The sequence below is a fragment of the Legionella sp. D16C41 genome, from assembly GCF_048541585.1.
In the GTDB taxonomy this organism is placed as follows: domain Bacteria; phylum Pseudomonadota; class Gammaproteobacteria; order Legionellales; family Legionellaceae; genus Legionella_C.
The window spans coordinates 35,116-60,697 of sequence record NZ_CP183307.1; the positions used below are offsets into that span (position 1 = coordinate 35,116).

Consider the following 25,582-nt stretch of genomic DNA (forward strand, 5'->3'; position numbering starts at 1 on the left):
AAAAGGAGCGTTGATGTTAAGTATACAGCCACTTAAATCAGCCGCAAGTGCTGCTGACTATTATACGCAAGCATTTAATTACTACGCAGGGGACGCAACAGCCATGCAGTGGTTAGGGCAGGGGAGCAAGAGTCTTAATCTAACTGGCGTGGTATTTAAAGAGCAAATGCTTGCTTTATTAGAAGGTAAGCTTCCTGATGGCCAGGTTTTACAAAATCTCAAAGGTGAGCATCGCCCAGGATTTGATATGACCTTTTCAGCGCCTAAAAGTGTATCCCTTCTAATTGGATTAGGCGTGGCCCCTGAGTTAATTCAATTTCACGATAAAGCGGTGCAATTTACCATCCAACAAATTGAAAAAGAATTTGCTCAAACTAGAATTTCGCAAAGCGGCCTAGTTTCTTTTGAGAAAACGAATAATTTAGTGGTAGCCGCGTTTAGACAACCTAGTTCGCGTGCTAATGATCCCGCCTTACATACGCATTGCGTTACTATGAATATTACCTTTCATAAAGGTAAGGCACGCTCGCTTGCCAGTGATACAACAAGAAACCAGGGCGTCATTGAGCAGATTCAAAACAATGCACATTACTGTGGTTTAATTTACCGCCAATATTTAGCAAATTCACTCAAGGAACAAGGCTTTCATTTACGATTAACCGGTCATGGATTATTTGAAATTGATGGGGTGCCTGAACATGTTTTAAAAGCGTTTTCAAGAAGACGTGAAGATATTACAAGTCTCCTTAATGAAAAAGGATGGCAAGGCGCAAAAAGTGCCTCAACTGCAACGTTGCTAACGCGCAATACGAAAGAGGAACACGACTTAGAATTACTCGTTAAAGACTGGCAACAACGCGCAAACGATTTAGGGTTTGACGCGAAGGCTTTTATGCAAAATAGAGATAGAGAACCACCGGTTTCTTGGTTTTCAGGCATGAAAGATAAACTGATATCCATCGTTAACGCGCTCAAAAAAACTACAAAACCTTCAGAGCTCGACGCGGCTTTCGCCTGTCTTCATGTTGCAACAGAAACGTTAAGTCAGCGAACGTCTATTTTTTCAGAAAGAGTGCTACTTATAGAGGCGATGAAACATAGCCTTATTTATCCTAAAGCCGTTTCGCAACAAGCAATCATTAAAGCCATTAATCAGCAAATAAAGCAACATTCATTGTATGAAGCGAGATGCCCTGACAGTGGTGAAAAAAAGTTAACCACCCCTTGGCTTTTGACGTTGGAGGCAGAAACAATTGCACGTATTGAGCGCAACAAAGAGACAATTGCTGCCATAAGCACGCTTGGCACCGTAAAAGCGTTTCAAAAAGAGCGAGCACCCTTATTGTCATATCCTATGACAAACTCGCAGATTGAAGCGATGCGTGTATTACTAACCAGCAAGGACCGTTATCTAGCAATCCAAGGTTATGCAGGGGTTGCAAAGACGTCCATGCTTGCGGAAGCGAGCTTATTGATTAAAGCACGAGGTTATGCGCTTCAGGGTATTACTGTTGCAAGCTCGGCAGCCTTTGAGTTGCAAGAGAAAGCAGGCATTAAAACCGATGTCTTTCCACTGGTGCATCAAGAATTAAAGACCGCAAAAGCTGCTTCTTTAGCTAAAACAATTTTTATTATCGATGAAGCCTCGATGTTGTCCTCGCAGCAAGGTCATGAACTCATTAAACACATTGAACGCACTGGTGCAAGACTCGTATTAGTCGGGGATAAGGCCAATTACCGAGTGTGAATGCAGGGCGCCTTTTTGGGCTAACTCAAGAATATGGTATTGAGACAACTATCATGGATGAAATAGTACGGCAAAAGAATGAGGTGCTTAAAGAAGCGGTTATGTCAGCAACGAAAGGCGACGTGAAAGCCGCATTAAATAATCTTGAGGTTAAAACGCGAGCAACCCATGAAAAGCGAGTTACTTGGATTGCCAATCATTGGCTCTCTTTAACACCGGATGCTCGAGAGAAGACCTTGCTTTTTGCACCCACGCACGCCAATCGTGAGTCCATTACAACGTTGCTTCGGGAGGGCTTAAAAGAAGAGGGTACCTTAAGTAGCAAGCCTTTTAGTCAAATGACCCTTAAAGCAAAAACAATTGAACCTATACAGCAGCGATTTGTGGCCTATTATAAAAAAGGTGACATGGTCCGCTTTAACCAAGATTTTAAACGACATAAAATTGCATCAGGCCAGTATTATACGGTGGGCGACATCACTAAAAGACATCGAGAAGATAATGTATTACCACTAACAGACAAACAGGGTAGGTTAATTAAATTTAATTTGAAAAACTTACCGAGCTATAAAACGCATACCGCTCCTTTGGAGCGTCTTATTGAAGTGTATGAAGCAAAACCCTTAGAGCTTTTAGAGGGCGATAAAGTCATGTGGACACGTAATTTTAAAGCACATGAAATCCGTAACGGGCAGGGCGCAACACTGGTAGCAATTAATAAAGACGCGCTTCATTTTATCACGAAAGAAGGACGCTCCTTAACACTTGAAAAAACACATCCCGCTTTAAACCATCTCGATTACAGCTATGTTTTGACTAACTACAAAGTTCAAGGAAAAGATGCACCGTTTGGTATAGGCTTAATGGAGTCCTTTCATCGGTTTGGGACCACCCTTAATAATTTCTATGTTCAAATTTCAAGAGCTATTCATGGTATGATTTTGGTCACAGATGATAAAGAAAAATTGATTGAAGCAATTGAAAAAAACTCATCTCTTAAGCCAGCTTCGCTTGATATAACTTCTAGTAGCCAGTTAGCTCAACATGAAAAACGATTTAATCACTCTAATCAACTATCGCTTCAATCAATTATTGATAAAAAAATTCAAATAGAATCGCCAGAATTATCAAAAATAATGACTTTAAAAATGAAGACAGAAGAGCAAGAAATTAAAACAGGAAGAGTAGAAATTAATAAAGAACTATTCAAAGAATTAGAACTATAAACCAGGAGTTTTTTCCATGTCACGTTTAACGATTTCATTGCCTGAAAATTTACATCACTGCCTCGCGGCGCTTGCAATAAAAAATAAAGTTTCACTGTCTAATCTTGTTAATCAATTAATTCAAGTGGGACTCCATCAAACGTTAAATGAACGAGGAGAGGTTAGAGAACATGACGCTGTCGAAAAATATTGTCATCAACTCATTATTCAGATGAACGCCCTTATTAAGAAGTTATCCAGTGAATTGTTAAAGTTAAATCGAGAGGATTTTGAGAAATTACAGCGTGCAGCAGATACAAAATATAGCGAACTTCAAGCGACTTCGCTTAAAAATCAGTCATAAATCTCAATTGGTGTGGTGAAGATGTGATGAAGTTTGTGATGAACATGATGAGACATCGACGCTAGAGGTCAGGAATAATAAGGACTTTGCTTTATTTTTATCTTCACCAAAAACTTCATCATTTCTTCATCGCCGTTTTATGCAAATAAATTAGCAGCAAGCCCTTAAAATACTGATGGATAAAGGAAGAGAAGGGCATATGTGAATAATGCGAAAGGTGTGCTGGCTATGCAATAGCCCTCTTAATACTTCTTTAGATTTTTTTGCTCGTTTTATTTAGGCTAACTTAATTTAAAATTTATAGCGCAAGTCAATTGCGCGTTTGAGATTGATTCATATTAACGATATAAATTAATGCCTATAGCTATCATTTTTTAGTGTAAGGTTATAGGTAATTTGTTAAAATTACTTATTATAAAAATAATAATTTTCTTATGTCTATTTTTTTAGATGAATCAAGGGATTTAGGATTTAATTTTGATAAAAATAACTCAAAGTTTTTTTGCATTACTTTACTCGTCTGCCATGACTCAAATATTTTCTTTTGAATTAAGATAGTGATTAGAAGAACACTAGCTGCTGATCGTTTAAAATAACAGCCTAGAATAGGCAGTCCGTCGGCCATATGAAACTAATTAGACAGAGCGCCATTTTGCACTGAAAAGTAGCGTGTGTTTTTTGCTTAATTCGCCATAAGTTTGCTGATTGTTTAGCATCATTTATATGGATGCCAAGACCAGGAAGCCAACTGAGCTAATGTTCTTTAAAATACTGCCAAATACTTGTATCAGTATCTTTACCTAAAAATTCACCGACTATATCTATTGGAATCACTTCACTACTGAGAGTTTTGAGGCAAAACCTCTTTGCTTCAATGGCTCTTTTTTGACGATCTTTTTAAATTAAATATCTACCAAGCAATACACAGTAATGATAAAGTCTTCAATTGACATAGCGTTACTCCTGTATTAGCGAACCAAAAATTACATCAAAACGTTGTGTCACTCAATGTTATTCAATATATAGCAGTTACAACAAGCACCACTCTAAGGATTAGTATGCCTTACCTAATTTACGCACGTGATTTTAATAACATGGATTCTAAACGAGAACAAATACGTGAAGCTCATCGTGAGCATTTACGAAGTATAGGGGACAAATTACTTGCTTCTGGAGCTTTACTTGATGATGACGGTACAACAGTCATTGGAGGTATCAGTTTAATTGATACTGAAGACCGTGCTGAAGCTGAAAAATTTGCATCCGAAGATCCCTATGGAAAAGCTGGTATACGTAAAGAAACATTGATTTTAAAATGGCGGCGAAGATGGTGGAACGGCAATTTCTTGAAAAGTTAATTCTTAAAAAGTCGAACATGGCCTTATGATTTAATATGCTTAATTAATTGCATTGATTAATGACATTCACTGATGATTAAAATAGAATCATAAATAAGATAATTATTTCTTTTAACTTAGAGAATACAAATGTTTGCTATTTCACCTTCATTAGAAATTGGCTCTTACGAATACTTGCTTGATGAAAAAGTATCCTCTTATAAGCAGCTTGTTGATTTAATGAAAGTAAGTAATGCAGAGCATTTAATTGATTTAGTAGATAAAACCACCGCAGAAGGTTATTTTAATCGCGTATATACAGAAATTAAAAGAAAGAAGGTCGCTGATTTTAATGTTTTTATGCGTGGAACTGCAGATTATTTATCTAAACTTAATGACGCTGAATATCCCTTGCCACTTTTATATTATCGCGGCAATCTTGATCTCTTGCATACAAGGGGACTGGCTATTGTTGGTGCAAGAGCTGCGTCTGAAGAAGGAAGGGTAAGAACTAAAAAATTAGTTAAAACGCTGGTTGAACATGATTTTACAATTATTTCTGGCCTTGCTGCAGGGATCGATACAGCGGCTCATACAGCCGCTATTCAATTAGGTGGAAGAACAATTGCGGTGATTGGTACTCCCATTACCCATTTTTACCCGCCACAAAATCGTGCTTTACAAGAAGAGATTGCTAAACATCATTTACTTATTTCTCAAGTACCGATTATTCGCTATGAAAAAGGAAACCCCAAATCCAATCGCTTTAATTTTCCTGAGCGCAATAAAACCATGTCAGCAATTAGTGAAGCGACCATTATTGTGGAAGCAAGTAATACGTCTGGTTCGTTAAAGCAAGCGAAAGCCGCGCTTAAACAAGGGCGAAAATTATTTATTTTGAATAATAATTTTGAAAACCAACAGTTAACCTGGCCTCAAAAATTTGAAGATTTAGGCGCAATACGGGTTAAAGATATACAAGACATCTTAAATAACTTATAAGCCATGTATAACTTAATCCAGCTAGAAAGCTGGGAAATTGAGCAAAATCGTTTTGCCTTATCAGAAGATGATGATTGCTTTTATTATATGCACTACGAGCCAAACTCTGATTTAAATAAAAGCCATGAGAAGCAAACCATTGTAAACATCAAAATTTCTAAAGAAGAACTAGAGAAAAACCCTAATCGTCTTTATTACAAGGAAAAAGGATTAAGAGAAGTTTCATCATGGTTGGTCAATACCATTAATAAGCATAAAAGATTGATAGAGGAGTACTTATGGATACCAGCTTATTCATCTAAAGCAAAAACAGACAAATTTTATGATGATAGACTTCAAAAAATTTTATCATTAGTAAAAGAAAAAATTCCTGAGTTTAATTGGTTTGACGCGTTTGATGTTAAACAAACCGTTGAAAGCAGTAGAAAGTCTAACAAAAGAAACATTAACGAAAAGCTTAACAACCTAATTATTGATAGACGTTTTACCCAACATCTAAAAAGCAAAAAAATTGTTATTTTTGATGATGTCTTAACAACAGGAACTACCTTCCAAGCAGCAAAAGCAAAGTTAAAGGAAGTAGATGATAGCTTCTATATAATCGGTGTTTTTATTTCAAAGACAGTGCATAAATAAATCACTTATTAAATATTAATTACATATAGGAAAGTATTAAATTACTTAACAAGTGAACAAATCAAAAATGAACAATGTAGGTAACATAGATGAAAAAGTCAGTTTAGTTCCTTTCAATCCTAAATGGCGTCAAATTTACAAGTCTGAAGTCAATCGCATTAAAAACAATATTGAGTTCATGCATGTTGAACATATTGGCAGTACAAGTATCCCTAATATTTATACAAAACCTATAGTAGATATTATGATTGGTCTAGACGATTGGGAAAATAAAGAATCCATTTGTAATGACTTAATCAATTTAGATTATGAATTTTTTGGTGAGGCCAATGTTCTAGGTAGACTCTATTTCAGAAAGCGTAGTAAAAATAATTTTAATATTGCGTTATGTCGTTATCAAAGCGAAATATGGATAAATAATATTTTATTTCGCGATTACCTTATTAATCACTTAGATGCTGCTAGGACGTATAGCTCACTTAAAAAAGATATATTGAATTCTGGAGAAGATACGTTATTAATATATTCAAGTAGGAAGGCTTCTTTTATTGAGGAAATTATAAAAAAGGCAAAAATAGAACAAAGCCTAAAATAACGTTCATAGGTATTCTCAAGCACACCTGAGCAGCTAATTTTGATTAGCATACTTATCAGATATAGTAAAAAACAACTTGTGAAAAGCGAGTGGAGTTATATTACAGAAATTAAATACATATTAACTATTAATTTAAATTTTCAATTAAGCACACGCTTTTTGACAAGAATAAAAACCCATATCAATATTTAGCGAAATTATGTATTAGAGGTAACTTTTGAATAATGAAAATATAAAAGCAATTTGCTCATACTTCGGATTTGGGAAATTGGTAGAGCCTCCTATAAGAGTTTATGGCGGTTTACTACATAAAATGTGGTACCTTAAAACTAAAGAGGGCGTGTATGCTATTAAAGAATTAACAAAGGACATTAACCTTACGAATCAACTTATAATTGATAATTATAATCTTACCGAAGAAATTGCATCTGCTTTTATTGAAAGAGGAATTCCCGCTGTTTGCGCTATAAAGCATTTAGACAACTATTTATTTATAGATAAGGGTAAGGGGTTTTTAGTTTATCCTTGGATAGCTGCTAAATCGCTTGATAAAGACGCGATATATGAGCCTCAGGCCCTGCAAATTTCGACTATTTTAGCGAAGCTACATCAAATAAACTTAAATATACCAGCGCTTATAGCACCACAATTTGATATTCATAAGAGCGATGAAATTATCCAATTAGCTCAAAAATCCTTTGAATATAAATGTCCATTTTCTAGTCTTCTAAAGAAGCAGCTTAATGATTTAATAAAAGTTAATGAAACGTATCAACAGTCAATAATTACCCTTAGACAATATACTGTTGTAAGTCATGGTGATTTAGATCAAAAGAATGTTTTATGGAATGAGTTAGGCAGACCTATACTAATTGATTGGGAGTCTGCACGAAAGCTAAATCCAACTTATGAAATTGTGAATGCTAGCTTAGATTGGAGTGGTATTACAACAAAGTTTAATATAAGTCTATTTAATAAAATGATAGAGGCTTATATCAATTCTGGCGGTATTATTGATCAAGAATCATTTGAAGTATCCTTTTATGGCGTGTTAGGAAACTGGATAAATTGGTTAATATATAATTTAGAGCGTGCATGCAATAGTGGCGTATTAGAACAAATAAATATAGGTATAGAGCAGGTAATGCAAGTATTACCAACCATTTCACGACTAAATAAATTAATTCCAGTTTTAGCTAAAGCAAGCAAAGGATAGTTAGCAATTAAAGGGATGTAAAATGCGTAAAATTTTTTGGGATAATCCTTATCAACATATCTTAAAGACTAAAGTTACCAGCGTTGAAGGCAATAGGATTTTATTAAAAGAAACGATAGCTTTCTCATTTTCTGGTGGCCAGGAAAGTGATAAAGCTTATATTAATGGCCACCTAGTCATTCAATCTGAAATAGAAGATAAATTTATTTATTATATACTAAACGAAGGACATGGATTATCAGCTGGTGATGATGTTACGTTAAAAATTGACTGGCCTCGAAGATATAAATTAATGCGATTACATTTTGCTGCAGAATTGATTTTAGAGTTAGTTACAAGAAAGCTCGGTGCTGAAAAAATTGGTTCACATATTGCAGAATCTAAGGTTCGAATAGATTTTTTCTATGATAAGAATATTGCGAGTATTTTTGAAGAATTACTAATTGATTATAATAAAATTATATTTGCTGACATGCCCATTAAGACAGGTTTTTCAGATGAAGCGAATCTAAGACGTTTCTGGGAAATAGAAGGTTTTTCTAAAGTACCTTGTGGCGGAACGCATGTTAAATCAACTGCTGAAGTAGGATTTGTTTATTTAAAAAGAAAAAATATCGGTGGTGGTAAAGAGCGAATAGAGATTACTTTAGTAGAACCTTAGTATGTCAGTAAATGATGGAAAATACACTATGCCATTAGAAATTGAAACTCAACGCACAATATTGCGTTTGATAAGAGAGGAAGATTTAAATCTTGTGGCTGAATTAAATTTAGATCCAGAAGTGAGAAAGTATTTTCCTGATGGGGTGCAATCGAAGGCGCAAACAAAGCAAAGAATTAATCAGTTTATAGGTTTTTATAAAGAATATGGACTTCCTTGTTTTGTCATATTTAATAAGGAATCTAATGAATTTATTGGGCGTTGTGGTTTCGGTCCCATAGAGACTGGAGAAATTGAAGTTGGATACCTAATAGCAAGAAAATTTTGGGGAATGAATTATGCCTCTGAGGCTTTAAAAGGTCTTCTTAATTGGAGTAAGAAAAATATCAAAGCTGATTTTATTGTTGCTTTTGCTCCCCTAGAGCACAAAGCATCACACCGTGTGATGGAAAAATGTGGAATGCATTACTATAAAGATGGACTTGGGCATGGTGTAGAATGTAAATTCTATCGAATTAAGAACAGTGATTAGTAGTGTTGTATTAGCGAGTTGAATTCGCGATTAGGATTATTTCCTTAAGTCTGATTAGCAGAGTAATCAGACTTAGTAAAGATTTTGGAGAATCTTAGTCGAAGTGCAACAAATCCCTTCTGTAAGCCGCTATTTTACTTCATCAAATAATGCTTACTGTTAATAAGTCTGGCATATTATCACAGACTCAGCTATCTAATTACTAATTTGCATGATTTAGATTCTACTGAAATAATTCAGCGGGTGTTTGATAATCTAAATATTTTAATGGTCTATTGTTAATCTAATATGTGAGTTGATTAATTTCATGTGACTTTATAACGTCAATATTGGTTTGCCTTGGCAGCTCAACTCGTAAAATACCATTACCATTTTCAATACAACCTTTTTCATGAGGTGCGGCTGGATGACAAAAATAAATGCTTACGTCTAAGCAGTCTTTAATCCATCGATAGTTTTGAAATTCAGAGCCTTGATCAAAGGTGATTGTTTTAATAGCAGACTTAATTGATTTGACAGTTGAGATAAGCGCTAATGCGGTAGCTCTTGCTGTTTTATTCTCATTTTTGATGGCAATTAAATAGCGTGTCTTTCTTTCCCTTAACGTCAGTAAGTTACTTTTAATACCTCGCTTAAACATCATAAGGTCACCTTCCCAGTGACCAAATTCAAGACGTTCATTAATAACTTGAGGTCGATTAGTAATAAGCAATTCACTAGGAAATCTTGACTAACGTGCATGACGATGAATAATTTATTGTTTTAACTATATTTTAAATAAGTTTTGGGCATTATCACTTAAAATTTTTCTAGCAAGATTTTTTGAAAGCTTTGCTTCCCTTATGTATTGTACCGCTTTAATATATTTATCTTCATTCGCATAAGGATAATCTGTTCCTAAGAGTAAATGATCGGCTGGATAAACACTTGCGGCATTTTGCAAGGCTGGAATATGCCCATGAGCTACTGTATCGAACCAAAATTTTTTTATAAAATCACTGGGCTTTCCTTTTATTTCGCCTTCGCCCCAATCTGTATATAAATTATCAATACGTTGTGTGATCATAGGCAAATAACCCCCAAGATGGGTGCTAATAAATCGAATATCTGGAAAACGTGTGGTGATACCAGATAATATTAAATGCAGTACACAGTAAGTGTCCTCAAAGGGAGCCCCAATCATCCAGGTTAACCCATAAACTTTAGTTTGTTCTCCGGTACAACAACCAGCAGGATGTAGGAAAACAATGGCTTTCCTACGATTTAATTCTGAAAATATTGCTTCAAAACGTTTTTCATAGACAATAGATTTTGCCAATACGGTAGTCGTCATAGTAACACCCAGCATGCCTAGTTCGTCAAAACAACGATTAATTTCTTCTAATGATTCGTGAATATGAGGTAGCGGAAAAATTCCAAAAGCTTGAAAACGTTGTGGGTATTTCGTAATAAGTTGCGCGTAAAGATCATTAGCCATCCTAGCACTGCTTATTGCATGCTTTTTATTTATAAAATAAGGGACTTGCGGCACTATAGAAAGAATCTGAACATCTACACCCGCGCTATCCATCAGAGCAACACGTGCTTCTAATTCTTTAGGTTTTACTCCGGCTTTCATAAAACGAGCTACATCAACCAGGCTTGCACCTTTATGCTCAATATCGTCAAGATATTCTTTTGGAAAACAATGGGCATGGACGTCAATAACCATAGTAATGGCCTCTAATGAACTTACTATTCTTATTTAGTATAGTAGTCAATTGCAAAAATTTATTAACCAATCTATGGTAGAGAGCTCGTCTTTCAGAAGGCTAAGCCTTCTAAGCATCTTAACTAACTGTAATTGAATCATGCTTTTACTCCTTCCTAGTTAAGCAGAAATATTTTTACTTACAATCTAGTTTTTTATATAGTTTTTTATTCTTATTTAAAATTTATAGGAATTAGGCAATATGCGATGGACCGAAGCAAATATCCCTGATTTAGCTGGAAAAACTGCGATTATTACGGGCGCAAATAGTGGTTTAGGTTATGAAACAGCAAGAGCATTGGCTGCTCGAGGTTGCGAAGTGATAAAGAGGGTTTTGAGTTAATAATGGGTACCAACCATTTAGGGACATTTACCTTAGCAGCGCAATTGCTACCCTTATTAAAAGCGGCAAATCAGGCTCGAATTGTTACCGTAAGTAGCTACTCACATAAATATGCTAAATTAACGCTTGCTGATTTAACGGCTTCCGATACAGCTGAGCAGTTAAAAACCTATGCTAAATCAAAATTAGCAAAAAAATGGGGTGGTGGAGATATCGCTTCTGCTGACGGGATGCGTTTTGTTGTACCTGTTCGCTCTTTGCACTCCGCCCCAAACCCAAAGTACTTTAATCAAAGGCGTGGCGTAACCTGGTATAATTTACTTTCAAATCAGAGAACAGGCTTAAATGATGTTACGGTACCTGGAACATTGCGAGACAGTTTGATTCTCTTGGAAGTCGTACTAGAACAACAAACAGAGTTAAAACCTACTCGTATCATGACAGATACAGGTGCTTATAGTGATATTGTATTTGGCTTGTTTCGTCTCCTAGGATATCGTTTTAGTCCGCGATTAGCTGATTTAGGAGATGCTCGTTTTTGGCGGGTGGATCTACTAGCCAATTATGGCAAACTCAACACCCTTGCTAAACATCGTGCAAATCTTGAGCGTATTATTCCTCATTGGGATGACGTGTTACATTTGGTTGGATCTTTAAAACTTGGCCGAGTACAGGCTATAGGAATTATGAGAACGCTTCAGGTGGGAGATAAACCAACAAGATTAGCACAGGCGATTGCTGAAATTGGGCGTATCGATAAGACCATTCATATGCTTAACTATATTCATGATGAATCATGTCGGCGTAGCACGTTATTACAACTGAATTTGACAGAAGGAAGGCATAGCTTGGCACGTTCTGTTTTTCATGGAAAAAGAGGAGAACTTCACCAGCGCTATCGCGAAGGGCAAGAAGATCAATTAGGAGTACTAGGTCTTGTGCTTAATGTTTTGGTTCATTGGAACACTATTTATATGGATGCAGCGCTAGATCAGTTAAAGAACGATAATTTTCCTGTTAATGAAGAAGATGAAGTAAGACTATCACCTTTTGCAAAAGCACATTTTAATATGCTTGGTCGATATTCATTCTCGATGCCTGATGAGGTAAAAGATGGAAAATTAAGGTCACTAAGAGATCCTAATAATACTTAAGTCGGTTGGCCGTTCCATTACTCCCCAAGCCCCACATAGAAATGTTATATTAATTCAAATATTATCTAATTTTTAATTAAGCGATAATACTTAAATGTTTTTTTCAAAAGTGAAAATTATAACACAATTAGAATTTGAAATTGGTACTTGCAGTCGAATGGGAAGTGGCACGCCTCATTCTATTGAACATAAAAATTATGATTCTTTAAAAAAAGAGATAATAAGTGTTCACAATAAATTTTGTAGCCTTATTAACCAATGTTACAACGAAACAAAAGAAGATTATATTAAAATGGGCGAAGATGCCTATGAATATAATGGTGTAAGAGTTCTATATACAATAAAAGGAATCTTAAACGAAATTAGTTTAGATGAAAAAATAGAAAGCATCGAAGGCTTTTTTAATTTTGCTGAAAAATATTTTCAAATACTTAGAGACAAAGATGTTGATATGTTATTAGAGTGTGGGAAATATAACGATGAAAAATTTCTATTGTTTTGTCCAAACGATGAAGCAAGAGTAGAATTAAATTACTGTTCAATAATTTAAGGTCGTATTTTTATTTAAGAATTAACTTTATTTTAAAATTAAATTTTAAAGGTGTTAATATAAATATTTAACTTAAGGTATTTAATCTCATGTCAGATAAGGCTCGTGGAACAGTTAAGTGGTTTAAGGAAGATAAGGGTTTTGGATTTATTGAAAGTAATGGTAAAGATTATTTCGTCCATTTTAGCGCTATTCTAAGTAGTGGTTTTAAAACACTTTCCGAAGGTGCTGAAGTTTTATTTAGACCCGCACAAGGTCAAAAAGGGCCACAAGCTGAAGAAGTTGAAGTTATTTAATTTAAAGGTGTTGAATTAATAATCTTTTATATCAGATTAGAAGCATTCAAGTTTCAGCATTTTATTTAAGAATTTAGTAATTATACTGCTCGCATTCTTACTAGGTGATAAGGGCAGTAAATAATTCTGGAGCTTTAAATGGGTTATTTAAATGACTATTCTCATTCGGCTATTAAATTTTACTGTCCTTTTATTGCTTTCCTATTCTAGTTTTAGTGAGCCACCTAAAACCTTTACGCAAGCTAAGAAACAGATGCGCATCCTATTCGCCTTTCAACGCGAAACGCTTTATTGTCGTTGCAAGTTTGATGCACGTCTACAAGTTGATTTAGCAAGTTGTAATATGCAATCGGCAACTCAATTTAAACGGGCGCATCGTATTGAAGCTGAACACATGATGCCGGCTGAGAACTTTGGCAATCACTTTGCCTGTTGGCGAGAACCGCTTTGTACAAAGAACAATGGCAAAACTTATAAAGGTAGAAAGTGTTGTGAAAAGATAGATAATCAGTTTAAACAAGCTGAAGCAGAGCTCTATAATTTATGGCCGGCTGTTGGCTTGGTTAATCAAGCACGTTCTAACTACCGATATAGTATGTTAGAAAATCATACCCTCTTTTATGGCTGCCCTGTTACTATTGATAAAGCGTCTAGACGGGTAGAGCCTGCAGACTATGCAAAGGGTATTGTGGCTCGTGCCAATTTATTCATGTCCGATAAATACCATATTAACTTAAGTCAAGCACAGCGAAATCTATTTATGGCTTGGAATAAGCAATTTCCGCTCACAGCACAAGAAAAATGGTGGGCCGAAACAGTTGCAAAAATAGAAGGGTATACAAATCCATATATTACTCATCATTAATAAATTATCATTGGATAAGTTTTACTAAAAACGTTGTTATCCACTAGCTCTATGGAGAGCCCTACTTCGCGAACTAAGTGGAGTTTGAGTTATAGTATGTGGATAACAAGTCAATTTATTTTATAATGATTTAATCACAGGTGGCTATTTATATTTTCCAGTTAAGTAATTGAAATAGTAAATGAAAAAATGATAATTAAGATTTATCCTTCACCATGTTTAGCTACGATTTTGCTTGATGATAATATATAACTATCAATAATATGGCGACCTACTAATCTTAATTCAATGAGACTTCCATACCACATATCCTGCTTAAGATTAAATTTCAATAGTAATAAATCGTCTTGGTGAGCTTTTTTATAGTTAATGAAAAAATTATCTTGTTCTTGATAAATTTTATTGAGTATTAGTCCATGATTTTTTAACCAAACTAGTCCAGTAATCCCTTCTTGTGGCGACTGACTTTTTGAAATGACAGCTAAACTATTATCAGGCCAAAAAGAATGGCAGTCATTTTTATTAATATAAAAAGCAAAACGTTCATCCTCATAAGCATTATAAAGACTTGGTTCTATCGGGTTACTCTCATTAAAACTTAAAGTACTCTTATTCCAAGTTAAGATAGGCGTTTTTTTTAATTTAGTGAGTGATTGAATTAATAGATTTGACTTAAGTAAAGCAACAACCGAAATATCAAAAAAATGAGCAAGATTTTCAATTATTGAAAATCTCGGCTTTTTCGTTTTCCCCGATACAATATGATGTAAGGTAGGCTGAGGAATACCTGTATTTCTAGACAGCGCCATAATAGTGAGAGACTGGCTAGAGAGTAGGTAGTTTAAGTTAGAAACTAGTTGACTCGACATAAGAAAAATTTTATTAAAACTTTGATAATACTAACGAGATGAGTAAATAGTTAGAACATGTAAGTATACCGCTACTTATAATATTAAGTATAGGTTTCATTAAATAGCGTATAATAAATCAGGTAAACCACCCTGCTTTTACAGAAAGTTTATTCAAACCAACTTATAATATTAGGCTTACTCATTCATAATAAATGATGAGATAAGAAAATGGCAAACAAGATACAAGGAAAAGCAAAGTGGTTTAATGAAGAAAAAGGATTTAGATTTATTGAACGTAGTGGCAAAGATTATTTTGTTCATTTTAGTGCGATTCAAACATTAGGTTTTAAGAGCCTAACTGAAGGTGAACAGGTTGGTTTTATTACAAAAAAGGTTTGTAAGCTGAAAACATTGAAGTGATTTAATCTCGAACATCCTAGAATCAATCTTTCTTGTCAACAGAGCCAATCGTTGATTTAAACTCCTGCTTATCTAGCCTACCAATGTCAAACTTAGTTTACAATAGATTGGTTTAGGCGTTATTTTACATGATTAATACCACTCATTAATCAGAAAATTTTGTGCTCACTATAATTTAGCACATTAACTTTGTTAGCTTAATGAAATAATCAAGATTAAACATCAACTAAAACGTTTTATTTCTAATAAGGAGTTTGATTGCTCACCTTCAGTAATTAAGCTAAGATTATTTTAAATAAAAGCGCCCAATAATTCTTCTAGGTTGTCTGCCTATTCGTTTTCTTTTTATGCCTAGGTTATTGTTCGCTACGCGCAAGGAATCGCTCATTATTATGAATCAAAGAACCCTCTACATCGCGCATTTGCCCTTTACGGCCACCGCGCAGGAGATTGAAACAGCGTTTTGTAAATATGGTAAAATCGTTGAGTTTGATTTGGTGAAAGACCGCTTCACTGGCCAATCAAAAGGAATAGCCTTTATAACTTTTTCATTGCCAGAAGAGGCTGAAAAGGCATTGGCCATGAATGGCAAGCAATGGCTGGGGCGAACCTTAAAGGTGACACAAGTGCAAAGCCGTGCTGTTTATTCAGACGCGATTAATACAGATGATTGCTTAAAAGTTACAGATAAGAGAGTAAGCCCTACTCGTTAAGTCAATTTTTTTTATAATCGGCATAAAAACCATAAGCCTCTTTCTGCCCTTTCTTCACAGCATACATGGTTTTATCGGCCAATTGAACTAATTCATTTTGTGCCTCACTGTCATCCGGATAAAGCGCAACACCGATGCTGGCTTTCAATTTAAACAAGGTGTCATCATAGTCAATTGGCTCACTAATCGTTTTAATGATTTTGTTAACAATGGATTTGAGAACACACTGGTTTGAGATGTTGCCTAAAATGATTAAAAATTCATCGCCACCGATGCGAGCCACCGTATCTTCCTCACGTAAACAACTCATTAGGCGCTCCGCAATGATTTTAAGCATTACATCGCCTGTGGTATGGCCATACGTATCATTAAGGGCTTTAAAGCCATCTAAATCGAGGAATAAAACCGCCACTTTCGTTTTATTGCGTTTAGCATGCGCACACGCCCTACCCAGCCTATCATAAGCCAGCCGTAAGATAGGAAGTCCTGTTAATGCATCATGCGTCGCTAAATAGCGCTGCAGCGTGAGTTCGGTGATATCACGGGCAATTTTAGACGCCCCGATAATGATGCCCTCCTTATTTTTAATCGGTGAGATAGACACACATACATGCACTTGTTTACCATCTTTGCGAATGCGCACGGTTTCAAAACGGTCAACTTTCTCACCCGAGGCTATTTTTTCTAAAATATAGGTTTCTTCATTGAAGCGGTCTGAGGGAATTAACATTAAAATGGATTTACCTATGATTTCATGCGCGCTATAGCCAAAGATATGCGTGGCCGCCGGATTCCAACTGGTGATAATACCTTGTAAATTTTTACTAATAATGGCATCATCAGAAGAATTAATAATCGAGGTTAATAGCTGCTCGGTTTCTTCTCTTTTTTTATCGCTAGTGATATCGCGAACCATATTAAAAATACCCACAATGCTACCTTGATTATCTCTTAAGGGAAGAAAGCAACAAGACACAGGTATTTTTTGCCCATCTTTTCGCAACACGACGGTTTTAAACTGTTCTATTTTTTCACCCAAGGCCACACGATTTAAAAAAATAGTGTCTTCATCCAAGCGCTCCGGTGGAACTAAACGTGTAGCCGGTTGACCGATGATTTCACGAGGTAAATAGCCAAAAAGGCGCTCAGCACTTGGATTCCAACTGGTAATAATGCCTGTAAGTGTTTTAGTGATGATGGCATCTTCTGAAAAGTTAAGCACTAAATGAAGCAAAGCTTGCTCCATTTCAGTTACCTTCTCTAAAGAGACTAAACGCTCTAGCATATCACGCCCATTTAGTTATTCTAGCTTAAGTATAGTCTGTGTAATTAGGATAGGGTTAAATCAATGAATTACTGGTAAAGAACGCTGAGCGTCTGGATTAAAAACTGATTGGGAACTAACCGATAAAATACAATTCAAATGGAAAGACTTTTCTATAATTAAAGTTAATAAACGCTGGAAATTGCTATAAAAAGGCATTTTTCAATTACAGGATGAATGTTTTTTACTGCTTCTACAAAGCTCATTTAAGTCAATCCTGTTTAATATTTTTTTATCCACGTTTATTTGGAGCTATTTGTTATACCGGCAAGCTCCCGTTAAACAAGCAACACTTTGGTATGGGTTGATTTTTTTTAAGTCTCTATCGCTGGTTTTATAGCCAGCAAAGTATTAATAAGCGCACTTATCTTGTAAAAAAAGACCGAATCAAATTTACTTTTATCCTCTTAACCGGCTTAATAGGTGCCTTATGGGAGAGCTGTTACCTTTGGTTTTACCCTTATTTCTTAGTCATGCATCAAAACGTCATTACGCTCGTCTTAAGCGGTATGGCCTCAGGAGCGCTGGCCTCGCTTTCCATTTATTTACCAGCCTATTATACTTACCTTATTCCTATGTTTTTACCGCTTATTTTGTACAACTATTGACTTGGCGACCTTGACCACACTGTTTTAGCGTCTATGTTCGTACTTTTTGTTATCATGTTAATCATTACCGCTAAATTTCCTTCGGCTTTATTAAGAGAAACTATAGCGCTCGCCAAAGAAAAAGATAAAGCCTTAGAAGAGGTTCAACGCACGGCTATCACCAATGGCTTAACCGGGCTTTATAGCCGCCGCTATTTTGATCAACGATTTAATGAAGAATTTAGACGAGCCCAACAAAATAAGCATCCGTTAAATTTAATTTTAATTGATGTAGATGACTTTAAAAAAATAAATGACCAGCATGGTCACCCTTCAGGTGATTTATGTTTAAAGGAGTTAGCCAATACCATCAAAGACTCTGCGGCCGCGCCAATGATGCCACTTTTCGCATTGGCGGCGATGAATTTGCAGCTATTTTAAGTAACATTTCACTGGATGAGACCATTTCCCTTTGCAACAAAATTCAACAAAAATTTAAACAAGAAACAAAACTTTCAAATCCAACCATCAGTATAGAGATTATTCGCATTCCACCTCTGTGTACCAATAAAATTGATGAGGTTGTTTCAGTAGCAGACCAAACCTTATATGAAGCGAAAAGCTGGTAAAAATCAAATCTATTCACAACAATTAAACTGTTAACGTTTTGTGCTACTTCTAGTTACTAAAGATTTTTTAAAATTGTTTAACTCAAATGTATATGCGCTCAAATTTGGAGACTTTTATGACAGACAAAGAGGCGATAGAACTAGAAAAAATATATAGCTCATCAGCAGTTGCTAATAAATTAAGACAAATTGCAGAGGCTATTTATCAAAATAAAGGCTTTCAACTATAAATAAACAACAAACGTATTTATGGCCTGTTGATGTGTATGTTGAATTTGAGTATGAAGAAAGTGATAACTACGAGCTTAGTATTGAAATAAAATGAAAAAAAATAAAGGTTAGTTTTCTTACAGTTATATCTATGAGAGGAGCTTAATGTCACTATGTTTAGAACTTATAAATAGGAACACGAGGCTTGAAAAAATCTCAAAAATTGACCGACCTAAGCAAGCAATTAGATAGCGATACGCTTTCTCTAAAGACATTAATCGGCTCCATTTAAACCTTTTTTATCACGCTGGCGATGAATTGGCGTTAAAAATTACAATAATGCTAAAAATTTATTTCAAAAGAGCATCCAGCAATAAAAAAGTTTATACTAAATTTATAGTGTAGGTAATAAGTCAATTAGGTTAGCTATGTTTAGGCATTATGAAAAACAAAGGAATGACAACACGCAACAACAATCATTCTTTATGTTATTGGTTGCAGTGAATGATAATGAAAAGCGGCTTTATGGCATTGATGCATCGATTATTTTTCATAAAATCCCTAGTTTTCAAATTAGAATGGCCCTAGAAAATTGTCTTAAAAGACCAAATGAATTACTTTTTAACAACTTAACGTCTGCTATTAACAAAGGTAATCAGTTGGTTAACCAGTTAAAGAAAATTAAACCTGATTTTTTTATTAGTACCACAACAACCTTTAGATTAAATGAGACGCTTAATGAAGCCTTTCTTTTTCAGATTTTAGAAGTTAAAGCCCCTAATAGTAATACTATCAAATCTTATATTGTTGATTTTCTTAAAGGAGACTATCACGCTTTAGCAGAGCACAGTTGTTTTTTACATAATCCGGATGCAAGCAAAGCCTATGAAAATAACGCTATTATAACGGGAGGCCCTTTATTTTAAAGATAAGATTTTTTTAACCTTAATACGTCACTATCAGTAGGATTGGATTTTGAATGGCTAACCTTTGATAAAGAAATTTTAGACCATGGCTATTATTCACCTAAATTATATCAAGCTTATAGAGTTGGCTTTTTAGTTAATAGTCAGGTTTATGACAACTTATTATTAGAATTTTATCTAGCCCCAGGTATAGTTAGAGATAATTTTACTAGACATTTTGGGCTTGATATCAACTCAGTTTTACAAGTTAGATACAGTATTCGTAAGAATGTTGAGCTCGTTACTGAGCTTGATTATGTTTATGAAGAGTTAACGCCAACTTATTATGAGGTCGATGCGTCTATTGGTATTACTTGGCGGTTTTAAACCTAACGTAAACTGGTGGAATCTTTACTGAGGTGTTACAGATGATTAAGGTACACTCAATTTTAAAGTGCAATTTCCGCTTGGAGAATGTAGCGCTTCTCTATAATCATAACATGCTTTTATATTCCCAACAGCGTATTGGCTAATTATTCAATTTTTTAACTGGTATATACTTGTCTTATCATCTTTACTCCATGTTGATGAAATTATATTTCTTAAACAAGGGGTATGGCTATTTGAGGATATCAGATTAAGCTCTATGGAAAGTGACTAAGTTCTCTTCGTGTTTTTACATCCTCCTCATTTTTGAACGACAATAATTTAATAGCTGAAACTTAGTCTTAAATAATTTTACATAGTTTATTTTTAAATGTTGTTCATTTTTTGTGTATAAAACTCTTATTTCATCAGCAAAAATTGGACTTCTAGCAAAAAGAGTATTTCCTAAGATATTAAATATAATTAAATCATTACGCTATTATAATGAGGTAAAATCAAGCTAAAATCTGCAGCTCGTCTAATTAGATTAAAGAATGGGAAGCCTGCATGCGAAAACATAGTGGCAATGAGTAACCAAAGACCCATGATTGGCTTGCGCCATCCATATTGATTTCTCATCTGATTGTCCTTATGAAGGTAGGTTAAGTTAAACAACATACTTTCGTTAATTGCCTATGATGTACCCATGTCAGCAACGACTTTGCTGACACTATTGTTACCTTCGAAATATTATATTTTATAGTCTCATCGAATAAATCAATGGTTGTTAAAGAACGACTAAGTAACCTCATTTACGCTCAAAATATTTTTTTAATGAGACTAGATTATAAATCTTAGCTAGTTCTAACTAGGCATATTTGTTTTCTCACAAACGCCTTGAAAACACTTAGTCATTCTGTTTTCTGGCATAAATTTTTGAGTAAACTCAGTCTTTAGGTAGTTATCATAGCTAACATCATTATTAAGGTAACGTTTAAAGAAAGCCGTGCCGTAAAAGGCTAAAAATTGCGAGACTTTATCTTCATCTAAATAAAGGGGAAAGTTGCCAGGTGGGATGTCAAAAACCCAAGTTGGAATAGTCCCGCCATAATAAAACGCGACCGATTGCTGATAACTAGTATTAGTTGACCACTCAGGAACGACAACGGAGTTAAACGTATTGGTTAGGGTGTAGTAATTAGGAGGAATACTCGTTTTCTGACAGTCATAGAGCAACGTACCCGGTCCAAAATTATTATTTGCAAAATAGCCAAACACAATGGTATCTAGAGGTTGAACAAGTAATGGATTTTGCCCTAATGCTGTAAAGACGGCATCAAAAAACCCACAAAAACCTGAATCTAATTGATGCGTACTATTTTTGAGAATAACTTCATATTTAGGCGCTTGTTGGCTAGGCAATAGACTAAAAACTCGATTGCGCGCGTAAGATGAATCACCATAAATTGTAAATACAGGTAGCGTAATCGAGCGGATGTTCTCATCACTGCTGGCAGGTGCCTCTGTTGTTGCATTAGCGCAGTCCTCATAGGGCATAATTGCTTTAATCCGCGGATTAGGCGCAATATTTAAATCGGTTGAGCCACCGGCTAAAATGACCGTATTACAAGCACCTAAGGAAAAGCCTACGGCACCAAACTGATTAACATCAATGTGGTTTTGAAAAGAAGGGATATTAGTATCACTCACATTTCTAGCGACTAAACTCGCTACTAAAAAATTAATGTCTGCGATATTATCGGGTGGTACGGTAAAAAAAATATCACCATTATAAATAAAATCAATACTTTGAATGTTAGGCGCTAAATAATCAGCCACGCCTTGATTAATAAACCCATTAGCATGATTAAGAGCGGCCACAATAAAACCATTGTTCGCTAAGCGCTCAGCTACTTTATAAAATTCTATGGCTTGCCCACTACTGCCATGAGAATAAACAATAACAGGAAATGCGCCTGGAGCAAGGGCTACATTTTCAACCGCTTGGTTCGAATAAAAATTAATATTAAATTGCGCGGGGCATACAACTTGCGGTAACGGTGGCAGGCCGGCTGGCGGTGGTGGCGAGGCATAAGGTGTATTTAATAATGTTTTTGCAATGGGTCCTAATAAAGGATTGCTATTATTGCACTCAACAACATTCGTTGGCGCAGGCATAAAGGGTGGCATATCACTTTCAACCGTATGGTTAAACGTATATTCCGCTAAAGGCGTCGTGGCAGTAGCCTGTGTTGGGTACCACATATCAACAACAAAACGCCTACCCCGATTTCGATACTCATTTTGCACTAAAGGACTGTAGGTATTATAAATTTCATCCGGAATTAAAATGGAGGGCGCCCGACTTAAGTCTTGCAAGGTAATACTGGTATGTCCTACTCGATATGGCCCTTCTAAAAGAGGCGGCAGTGCGACGGCAGATGCTAGTTTAGGTAAAAGACAAAGACTTAAGGTTAATTTTAAATAGCGTTTGCTGTGCATGCCAGTCCTTTAGCGTAGGGTTAATCAGTTTACGTTAAATGAAACCCTTTCTTTTTACAATTTATTTTTTATTTACGTACTTAACAAAGTAAGGAATAATGAAGCTTATTGATTAAAATAATGACCGCTTACCAATTCAAAAAATTAAAATAAAAGGAATGATTGATGCGTCTATGGAAAGAAGCCTTTATTGAAAGCACCGTCTGTTGTTTATTATGTCTCTCATGTTCTGCTAAAGCAGCTGTTTTAGCAGACATCCTTGAGCCTAAGCGCGCCACACGCGCCTCTCTTTCAGGTGGGGTTGGTGCGTTTGAAGGCAGCAGTGCTGGTTTAGGTTTGGCTGATGTTTTAATTCCTTTAAATGCGTCTAATGTCCATAATCTTTTTTCCAATTTTGATATAAAAGCCGGTCAAGAAGGTAGTTATGGGTTATCTGCAGGCCTTGGGTTTCGTGAATTACGCTTTGATGGGATTGCTGGTCTCTATATGTTTGCTGACTATAGTAAAACCACGCTTAATAAGGAAGCGATGGTTTTTAACCCAGGCTTTGAATGGCTTAACAACACCCTCGATTTTCACATTAATGGCTATGTACCAGCAAATCAACAAAAATCGCTCGTTAATTATGGTCCCAACCGTCGAACATTGACCCAAACCTTAAGTCGCTTTGATGTCCGCAAAGAATACACCTACACGAGCAGTTATTTTGAAGCAATAGGCCCTGGGGCTGACGTTATTTTAGGTAATACCTTTGCTAATTTCTATTTTGTGCGACCCTATATTGGTGCATATTACTATGCCCCTGAAAAAATGAATACCATTCAAGGTGTACAAGGTGGCGTTGATATTCCACTGACCTCAAGACTCACTTTAAAGTTTGCCGATAGTTATGATAATGTCCATCACAATACGGCTTTTTTAGGCCTAACGCTACAATTAGGGGGCGTTGGGCAGTTTGCTAAAACAACGTTATCTGACCGATTAAGTGATGAAATACCGCGCCACTTAGGCACCCTCAACACGGGCAGTTTTATTCCGAGTGAACGCGCCTGGCTTCAAACCAGTAGCGAGGTGCTTACCAAAAATAACGTCTGGTTTTTTTCATCCACTGCCGGCGATACTTCTTTAGTGACACCCATGAGCTGTACCTACGAGCATCCCTGTTACAGCACTCAATTTAATCAGATTAACTTAAATTTAATTAGTCAATACACCGTTAACCCTAAAATTTATTTAGAGCAAGGATTATTTGATATTAGCGCCAATAATCACTATTTATTTATCCTACCAGGACAGTCTATCTATGGACGCACCCGAGCATTTGCAGCCCCTGCGCCCTTTGGCAATCAACCCATTATTAATGGGACATTTGACTTACAAGGTAATAATATCTTAGCTAACTTAACCTTAGATGGCAGAGGTACCTTGCAACCCATCGGGATTGTTGCAGGCAACGCCTTTAGGCCAGTTAGTAACCTCTTTATCAATACGGTTGAGGTGCGAAATTTTGCGGGCAACAATGTCAGTGCCGGCTATGGCATGAAAATAATCGGGACGAATATTCAAATTAATAATTCGCAAGTTAACAACATTGAGAGCGGTGTCAATGTCGATGAGCCACTCGTTGGTCAAGTGTTTGGAATTGCAGGCCTAAATACTGGTATAGGCTACTTTAATATTATTAACAATACAGTCGAATCAATAAGCACCAACGATGCAGCGCAATATCATGCTCTCTTTGGACTTCATGTGGAAAACGCGGCCACAGGTAGTATCACTGTGGCAGATAATACGGTGACCAACTTTAATCCTGCAATCAATGCCGCCATGTATGGCATTTGGGGTGAGAATCAAACTACCGGTGCGCTTAATTTTAATCGCAATACCGTCACTAACTTAAGAGGTGCGCTCCATGGTGGGGAAAATCAATCCTTGTATGGTTTAATGGTTTTTAACAATGGACTTGGTAATGTTGCTGTGCGTAATAACACACTTTCTAATTTAGTATCAGGTAATGCGTCTATTTCAACTACCACTATAGGTATTACTGTTAATAACCAATTAGGTGTGGCTCGAATAGAGAACAATGCAATCAACAATATTTTAGGTGGAATATCACAGACTGATGAAGTTGATGGGATTAATCTTGCCAATTATGGCGGGCAGGTGCAAGTTAATAATAATGTCATAGATACAATTAGCGCAGGCTCGGGCATTAATGAAGGCGGTATTGCCAGTGGGATTCAACTCTTTCAAAGTCACGGCAATTTAGTCGCCCAAGCCAACACCATTACCCATATTTCTGGCGGCGCTAATGCCATCGGCGGCAATGCCATGGGGATTCAAGCACACGGTGTCTTTGATGGTACTATGAGTTTAATTCAAAACACCATTAGCCAAATTACAGGGGGCAATGGTGGCGGTATTGGCGGCAATGGTTTGGGTATTTTCGCGCACAATGATTACAGTGATGAAAATGGCAATACCGCCATGCTTATTTCCGGCAATAATGTCTCTGTTATTTATGGTGGCACCGGCACTAACATAGGCGGTGATGCCGTCGGCATTGAAGCCATAAATTCAGGCGGGGATGTCCACATTAATAACAATACAGTAAACTTGGTGCAAGGCGGCAATGGCAATGACAAAGGAGGCAATGCGTTTGGTATTTATGGCTATCAATATTACAGTCCTATTTTTGAAAGCAATAATAGCGTGAGTAATGTCGTCGCAGGTAGCGGTACAATCATGGGCGTTGACGAGGATATTCGTATTACTTTTCCACCCTTTTAAGCAAACCAAACACCCTTTTAGGAACATGA

The 25,582-nt window shown here is 36.0% G+C and carries 25 protein-coding genes and 2 pseudogenes; 21 read left to right on the forward strand and 6 right to left on the reverse strand.

The features are described 5' to 3' along the window. Nucleotides 1–13 precede the first annotated feature (13 nt). The 9 genes and pseudogenes from mobF (at nt 14) to ACNVED_RS16490 (ending at nt 9,295) form a co-directional block, all read left to right on the forward strand. A pseudogene (gene mobF, locus ACNVED_RS16450) lies at nt 14–2,973 on the forward strand (MobF family relaxase). Nucleotides 2,974–2,989: 16 nt separating this feature from the next. Next, nucleotides 2,990–3,316, forward strand: coding sequence for a hypothetical protein (locus ACNVED_RS16455; protein WP_419421575.1), 327 nt, complete (start codon nt 2,990–2,992; stop codon nt 3,314–3,316). A 1,058-nt stretch (nt 3,317–4,374) separates the two neighbouring features. Next, nucleotides 4,375–4,674, forward strand: coding sequence for a YciI family protein (locus ACNVED_RS16460; RefSeq protein ID WP_419421576.1), 300 nt, complete (start codon nt 4,375–4,377; stop codon nt 4,672–4,674). A gap of 129 nt (nt 4,675–4,803) precedes the next feature. Beyond that, nucleotides 4,804–5,655, forward strand: a complete 852-nt coding sequence (locus ACNVED_RS16465) for a DNA-processing protein DprA (RefSeq protein ID WP_419421577.1) — start codon at nt 4,804–4,806, stop codon at nt 5,653–5,655. A gap of 3 nt (nt 5,656–5,658) precedes the next feature. Beyond that, on the forward strand, nt 5,659–6,291 hold the full coding sequence (locus ACNVED_RS16470; protein WP_419421506.1) for a phosphoribosyltransferase: 633 nt from the start codon (nt 5,659–5,661) through the stop codon (nt 6,289–6,291). 67 nt (nt 6,292–6,358) lie between these two features. Continuing rightward, nucleotides 6,359–6,886, forward strand: a complete 528-nt coding sequence (locus ACNVED_RS16475; protein ID WP_419421507.1) for a GrpB family protein — start codon at nt 6,359–6,361, stop codon at nt 6,884–6,886. Between the two features lie 217 nt (nt 6,887–7,103). Beyond that, the gene (locus tag ACNVED_RS16480) at nt 7,104–8,102 is read left to right on the forward strand and encodes a phosphotransferase (protein WP_419421508.1); all 999 of its coding nucleotides are present in this window, start codon (nt 7,104–7,106) and stop codon (nt 8,100–8,102) included. 22 nt (nt 8,103–8,124) lie between these two features. Further along, nucleotides 8,125–8,763: an alanyl-tRNA editing protein gene (locus ACNVED_RS16485; protein WP_419421509.1), complete on the forward strand. Its 639-nt coding sequence runs from the start codon at nt 8,125–8,127 to the stop codon at nt 8,761–8,763. Nucleotide 8,764: 1 nt separating this feature from the next. Further along, nucleotides 8,765–9,295: a GNAT family N-acetyltransferase gene (locus ACNVED_RS16490; RefSeq protein ID WP_419421510.1), complete on the forward strand. Its 531-nt coding sequence runs from the start codon at nt 8,765–8,767 to the stop codon at nt 9,293–9,295. Nucleotides 9,296–9,578: 283 nt separating this feature from the next. On the opposite strand, the gene ACNVED_RS16495 is transcribed toward ACNVED_RS16490, so the two are convergent. Then, complete coding sequence (locus ACNVED_RS16495; RefSeq protein ID WP_419421511.1) at nt 9,579–10,007, reverse strand: IS30 family transposase; 429 nt, start codon at nt 10,005–10,007, stop codon at nt 9,579–9,581. A gap of 54 nt (nt 10,008–10,061) precedes the next feature. Further along, nucleotides 10,062–11,006, reverse strand: coding sequence for an amidohydrolase family protein (locus ACNVED_RS16500; RefSeq protein WP_419421512.1), 945 nt, complete (start codon nt 11,004–11,006; stop codon nt 10,062–10,064). Between the two features lie 241 nt (nt 11,007–11,247). Between ACNVED_RS16500 and ACNVED_RS16505 the strand changes: the two genes are divergently transcribed. From ACNVED_RS16505 to ACNVED_RS16525, 5 genes are all read left to right on the forward strand, one after another. Then, nucleotides 11,248–11,388, forward strand: coding sequence for an SDR family NAD(P)-dependent oxidoreductase (locus tag ACNVED_RS16505; RefSeq protein ID WP_419421513.1), 141 nt, complete (start codon nt 11,248–11,250; stop codon nt 11,386–11,388). 2 nt (nt 11,389–11,390) lie between these two features. Beyond that, a complete protein-coding gene (locus ACNVED_RS16510; protein WP_419421514.1) occupies nt 11,391–12,542 on the forward strand; it encodes a Tn3 family transposase in 1,152 nt (383 codons plus the stop codon). Nucleotides 12,543–12,636: 94 nt separating this feature from the next. After that, a complete protein-coding gene (locus ACNVED_RS16515) occupies nt 12,637–13,092 on the forward strand; it encodes a hypothetical protein (RefSeq protein WP_419421515.1) in 456 nt (151 codons plus the stop codon). Between the two features lie 89 nt (nt 13,093–13,181). Next, on the forward strand, nt 13,182–13,388 hold the full coding sequence (locus ACNVED_RS16520; RefSeq protein ID WP_419421516.1) for a cold-shock protein: 207 nt from the start codon (nt 13,182–13,184) through the stop codon (nt 13,386–13,388). Nucleotides 13,389–13,539: 151 nt separating this feature from the next. Next, nucleotides 13,540–14,253 (forward strand): endonuclease, encoded by a 714-nt coding sequence (locus tag ACNVED_RS16525; RefSeq protein WP_419421517.1) that lies wholly within the window; start codon nt 13,540–13,542, stop codon nt 14,251–14,253. Between the two features lie 203 nt (nt 14,254–14,456). Here the strand turns inward: ACNVED_RS16525 and ACNVED_RS16530 are convergent, their stop codons facing one another. Continuing rightward, nucleotides 14,457–15,122, reverse strand: coding sequence for a helix-turn-helix domain-containing protein (locus ACNVED_RS16530; protein ID WP_419421518.1), 666 nt, complete (start codon nt 15,120–15,122; stop codon nt 14,457–14,459). A 210-nt stretch (nt 15,123–15,332) separates the two neighbouring features. Between ACNVED_RS16530 and ACNVED_RS16535 the strand changes: the two genes are divergently transcribed. Both ACNVED_RS16535 and ACNVED_RS16540 read left to right on the forward strand, forming a co-directional pair. Beyond that, complete coding sequence (locus tag ACNVED_RS16535; protein WP_419421519.1) at nt 15,333–15,524, forward strand: cold shock domain-containing protein; 192 nt, start codon at nt 15,333–15,335, stop codon at nt 15,522–15,524. Nucleotides 15,525–15,916: 392 nt separating this feature from the next. Then, nucleotides 15,917–16,237: an RNA recognition motif domain-containing protein gene (locus tag ACNVED_RS16540; RefSeq protein WP_419421520.1), complete on the forward strand. Its 321-nt coding sequence runs from the start codon at nt 15,917–15,919 to the stop codon at nt 16,235–16,237. Nucleotide 16,238: 1 nt separating this feature from the next. Here ACNVED_RS16540 and ACNVED_RS16545 read toward each other — a convergent pair whose 3' ends face one another. Continuing rightward, nucleotides 16,239–17,522, reverse strand: coding sequence for a PAS domain S-box protein (locus tag ACNVED_RS16545; protein ID WP_419421521.1), 1,284 nt, complete (start codon nt 17,520–17,522; stop codon nt 16,239–16,241). Nucleotides 17,523–17,991: 469 nt separating this feature from the next. Here ACNVED_RS16545 and ACNVED_RS16550 point away from each other — a divergent pair, with 469 nt between their 5' ends. From ACNVED_RS16550 to ACNVED_RS16565, 4 genes and pseudogenes are all read left to right on the forward strand, one after another. Beyond that, nucleotides 17,992–18,183, forward strand: coding sequence for a hypothetical protein (locus ACNVED_RS16550; protein ID WP_419421522.1), 192 nt, complete (start codon nt 17,992–17,994; stop codon nt 18,181–18,183). Between the two features lie 40 nt (nt 18,184–18,223). Continuing rightward, a pseudogene (locus ACNVED_RS16555) lies at nt 18,224–18,777 on the forward strand (GGDEF domain-containing protein). Between the two features lie 638 nt (nt 18,778–19,415). Beyond that, on the forward strand, nt 19,416–19,913 hold the full coding sequence (locus tag ACNVED_RS16560; RefSeq protein WP_419421523.1) for a hypothetical protein: 498 nt from the start codon (nt 19,416–19,418) through the stop codon (nt 19,911–19,913). A gap of 42 nt (nt 19,914–19,955) precedes the next feature. After that, nucleotides 19,956–20,279, forward strand: a complete 324-nt coding sequence (locus ACNVED_RS16565) for a hypothetical protein (RefSeq protein WP_419421524.1) — start codon at nt 19,956–19,958, stop codon at nt 20,277–20,279. Between the two features lie 462 nt (nt 20,280–20,741). Here the strand turns inward: ACNVED_RS16565 and ACNVED_RS16570 are convergent, their stop codons facing one another. Beyond that, nucleotides 20,742–20,897: a hypothetical protein gene (locus tag ACNVED_RS16570; RefSeq protein WP_419421525.1), complete on the reverse strand. Its 156-nt coding sequence runs from the start codon at nt 20,895–20,897 to the stop codon at nt 20,742–20,744. A gap of 225 nt (nt 20,898–21,122) precedes the next feature. After that, complete coding sequence (locus tag ACNVED_RS16575; protein WP_419421526.1) at nt 21,123–22,760, reverse strand: alpha/beta hydrolase family protein; 1,638 nt, start codon at nt 22,758–22,760, stop codon at nt 21,123–21,125. Nucleotides 22,761–22,925: 165 nt separating this feature from the next. On the opposite strand from ACNVED_RS16575, the gene ACNVED_RS16580 reads away from it, so the two are divergent. Next, the gene (locus tag ACNVED_RS16580) at nt 22,926–25,553 is read left to right on the forward strand and encodes a hypothetical protein (RefSeq protein WP_419421527.1); all 2,628 of its coding nucleotides are present in this window, start codon (nt 22,926–22,928) and stop codon (nt 25,551–25,553) included. Nucleotides 25,554–25,582 lie beyond the last annotated feature (29 nt).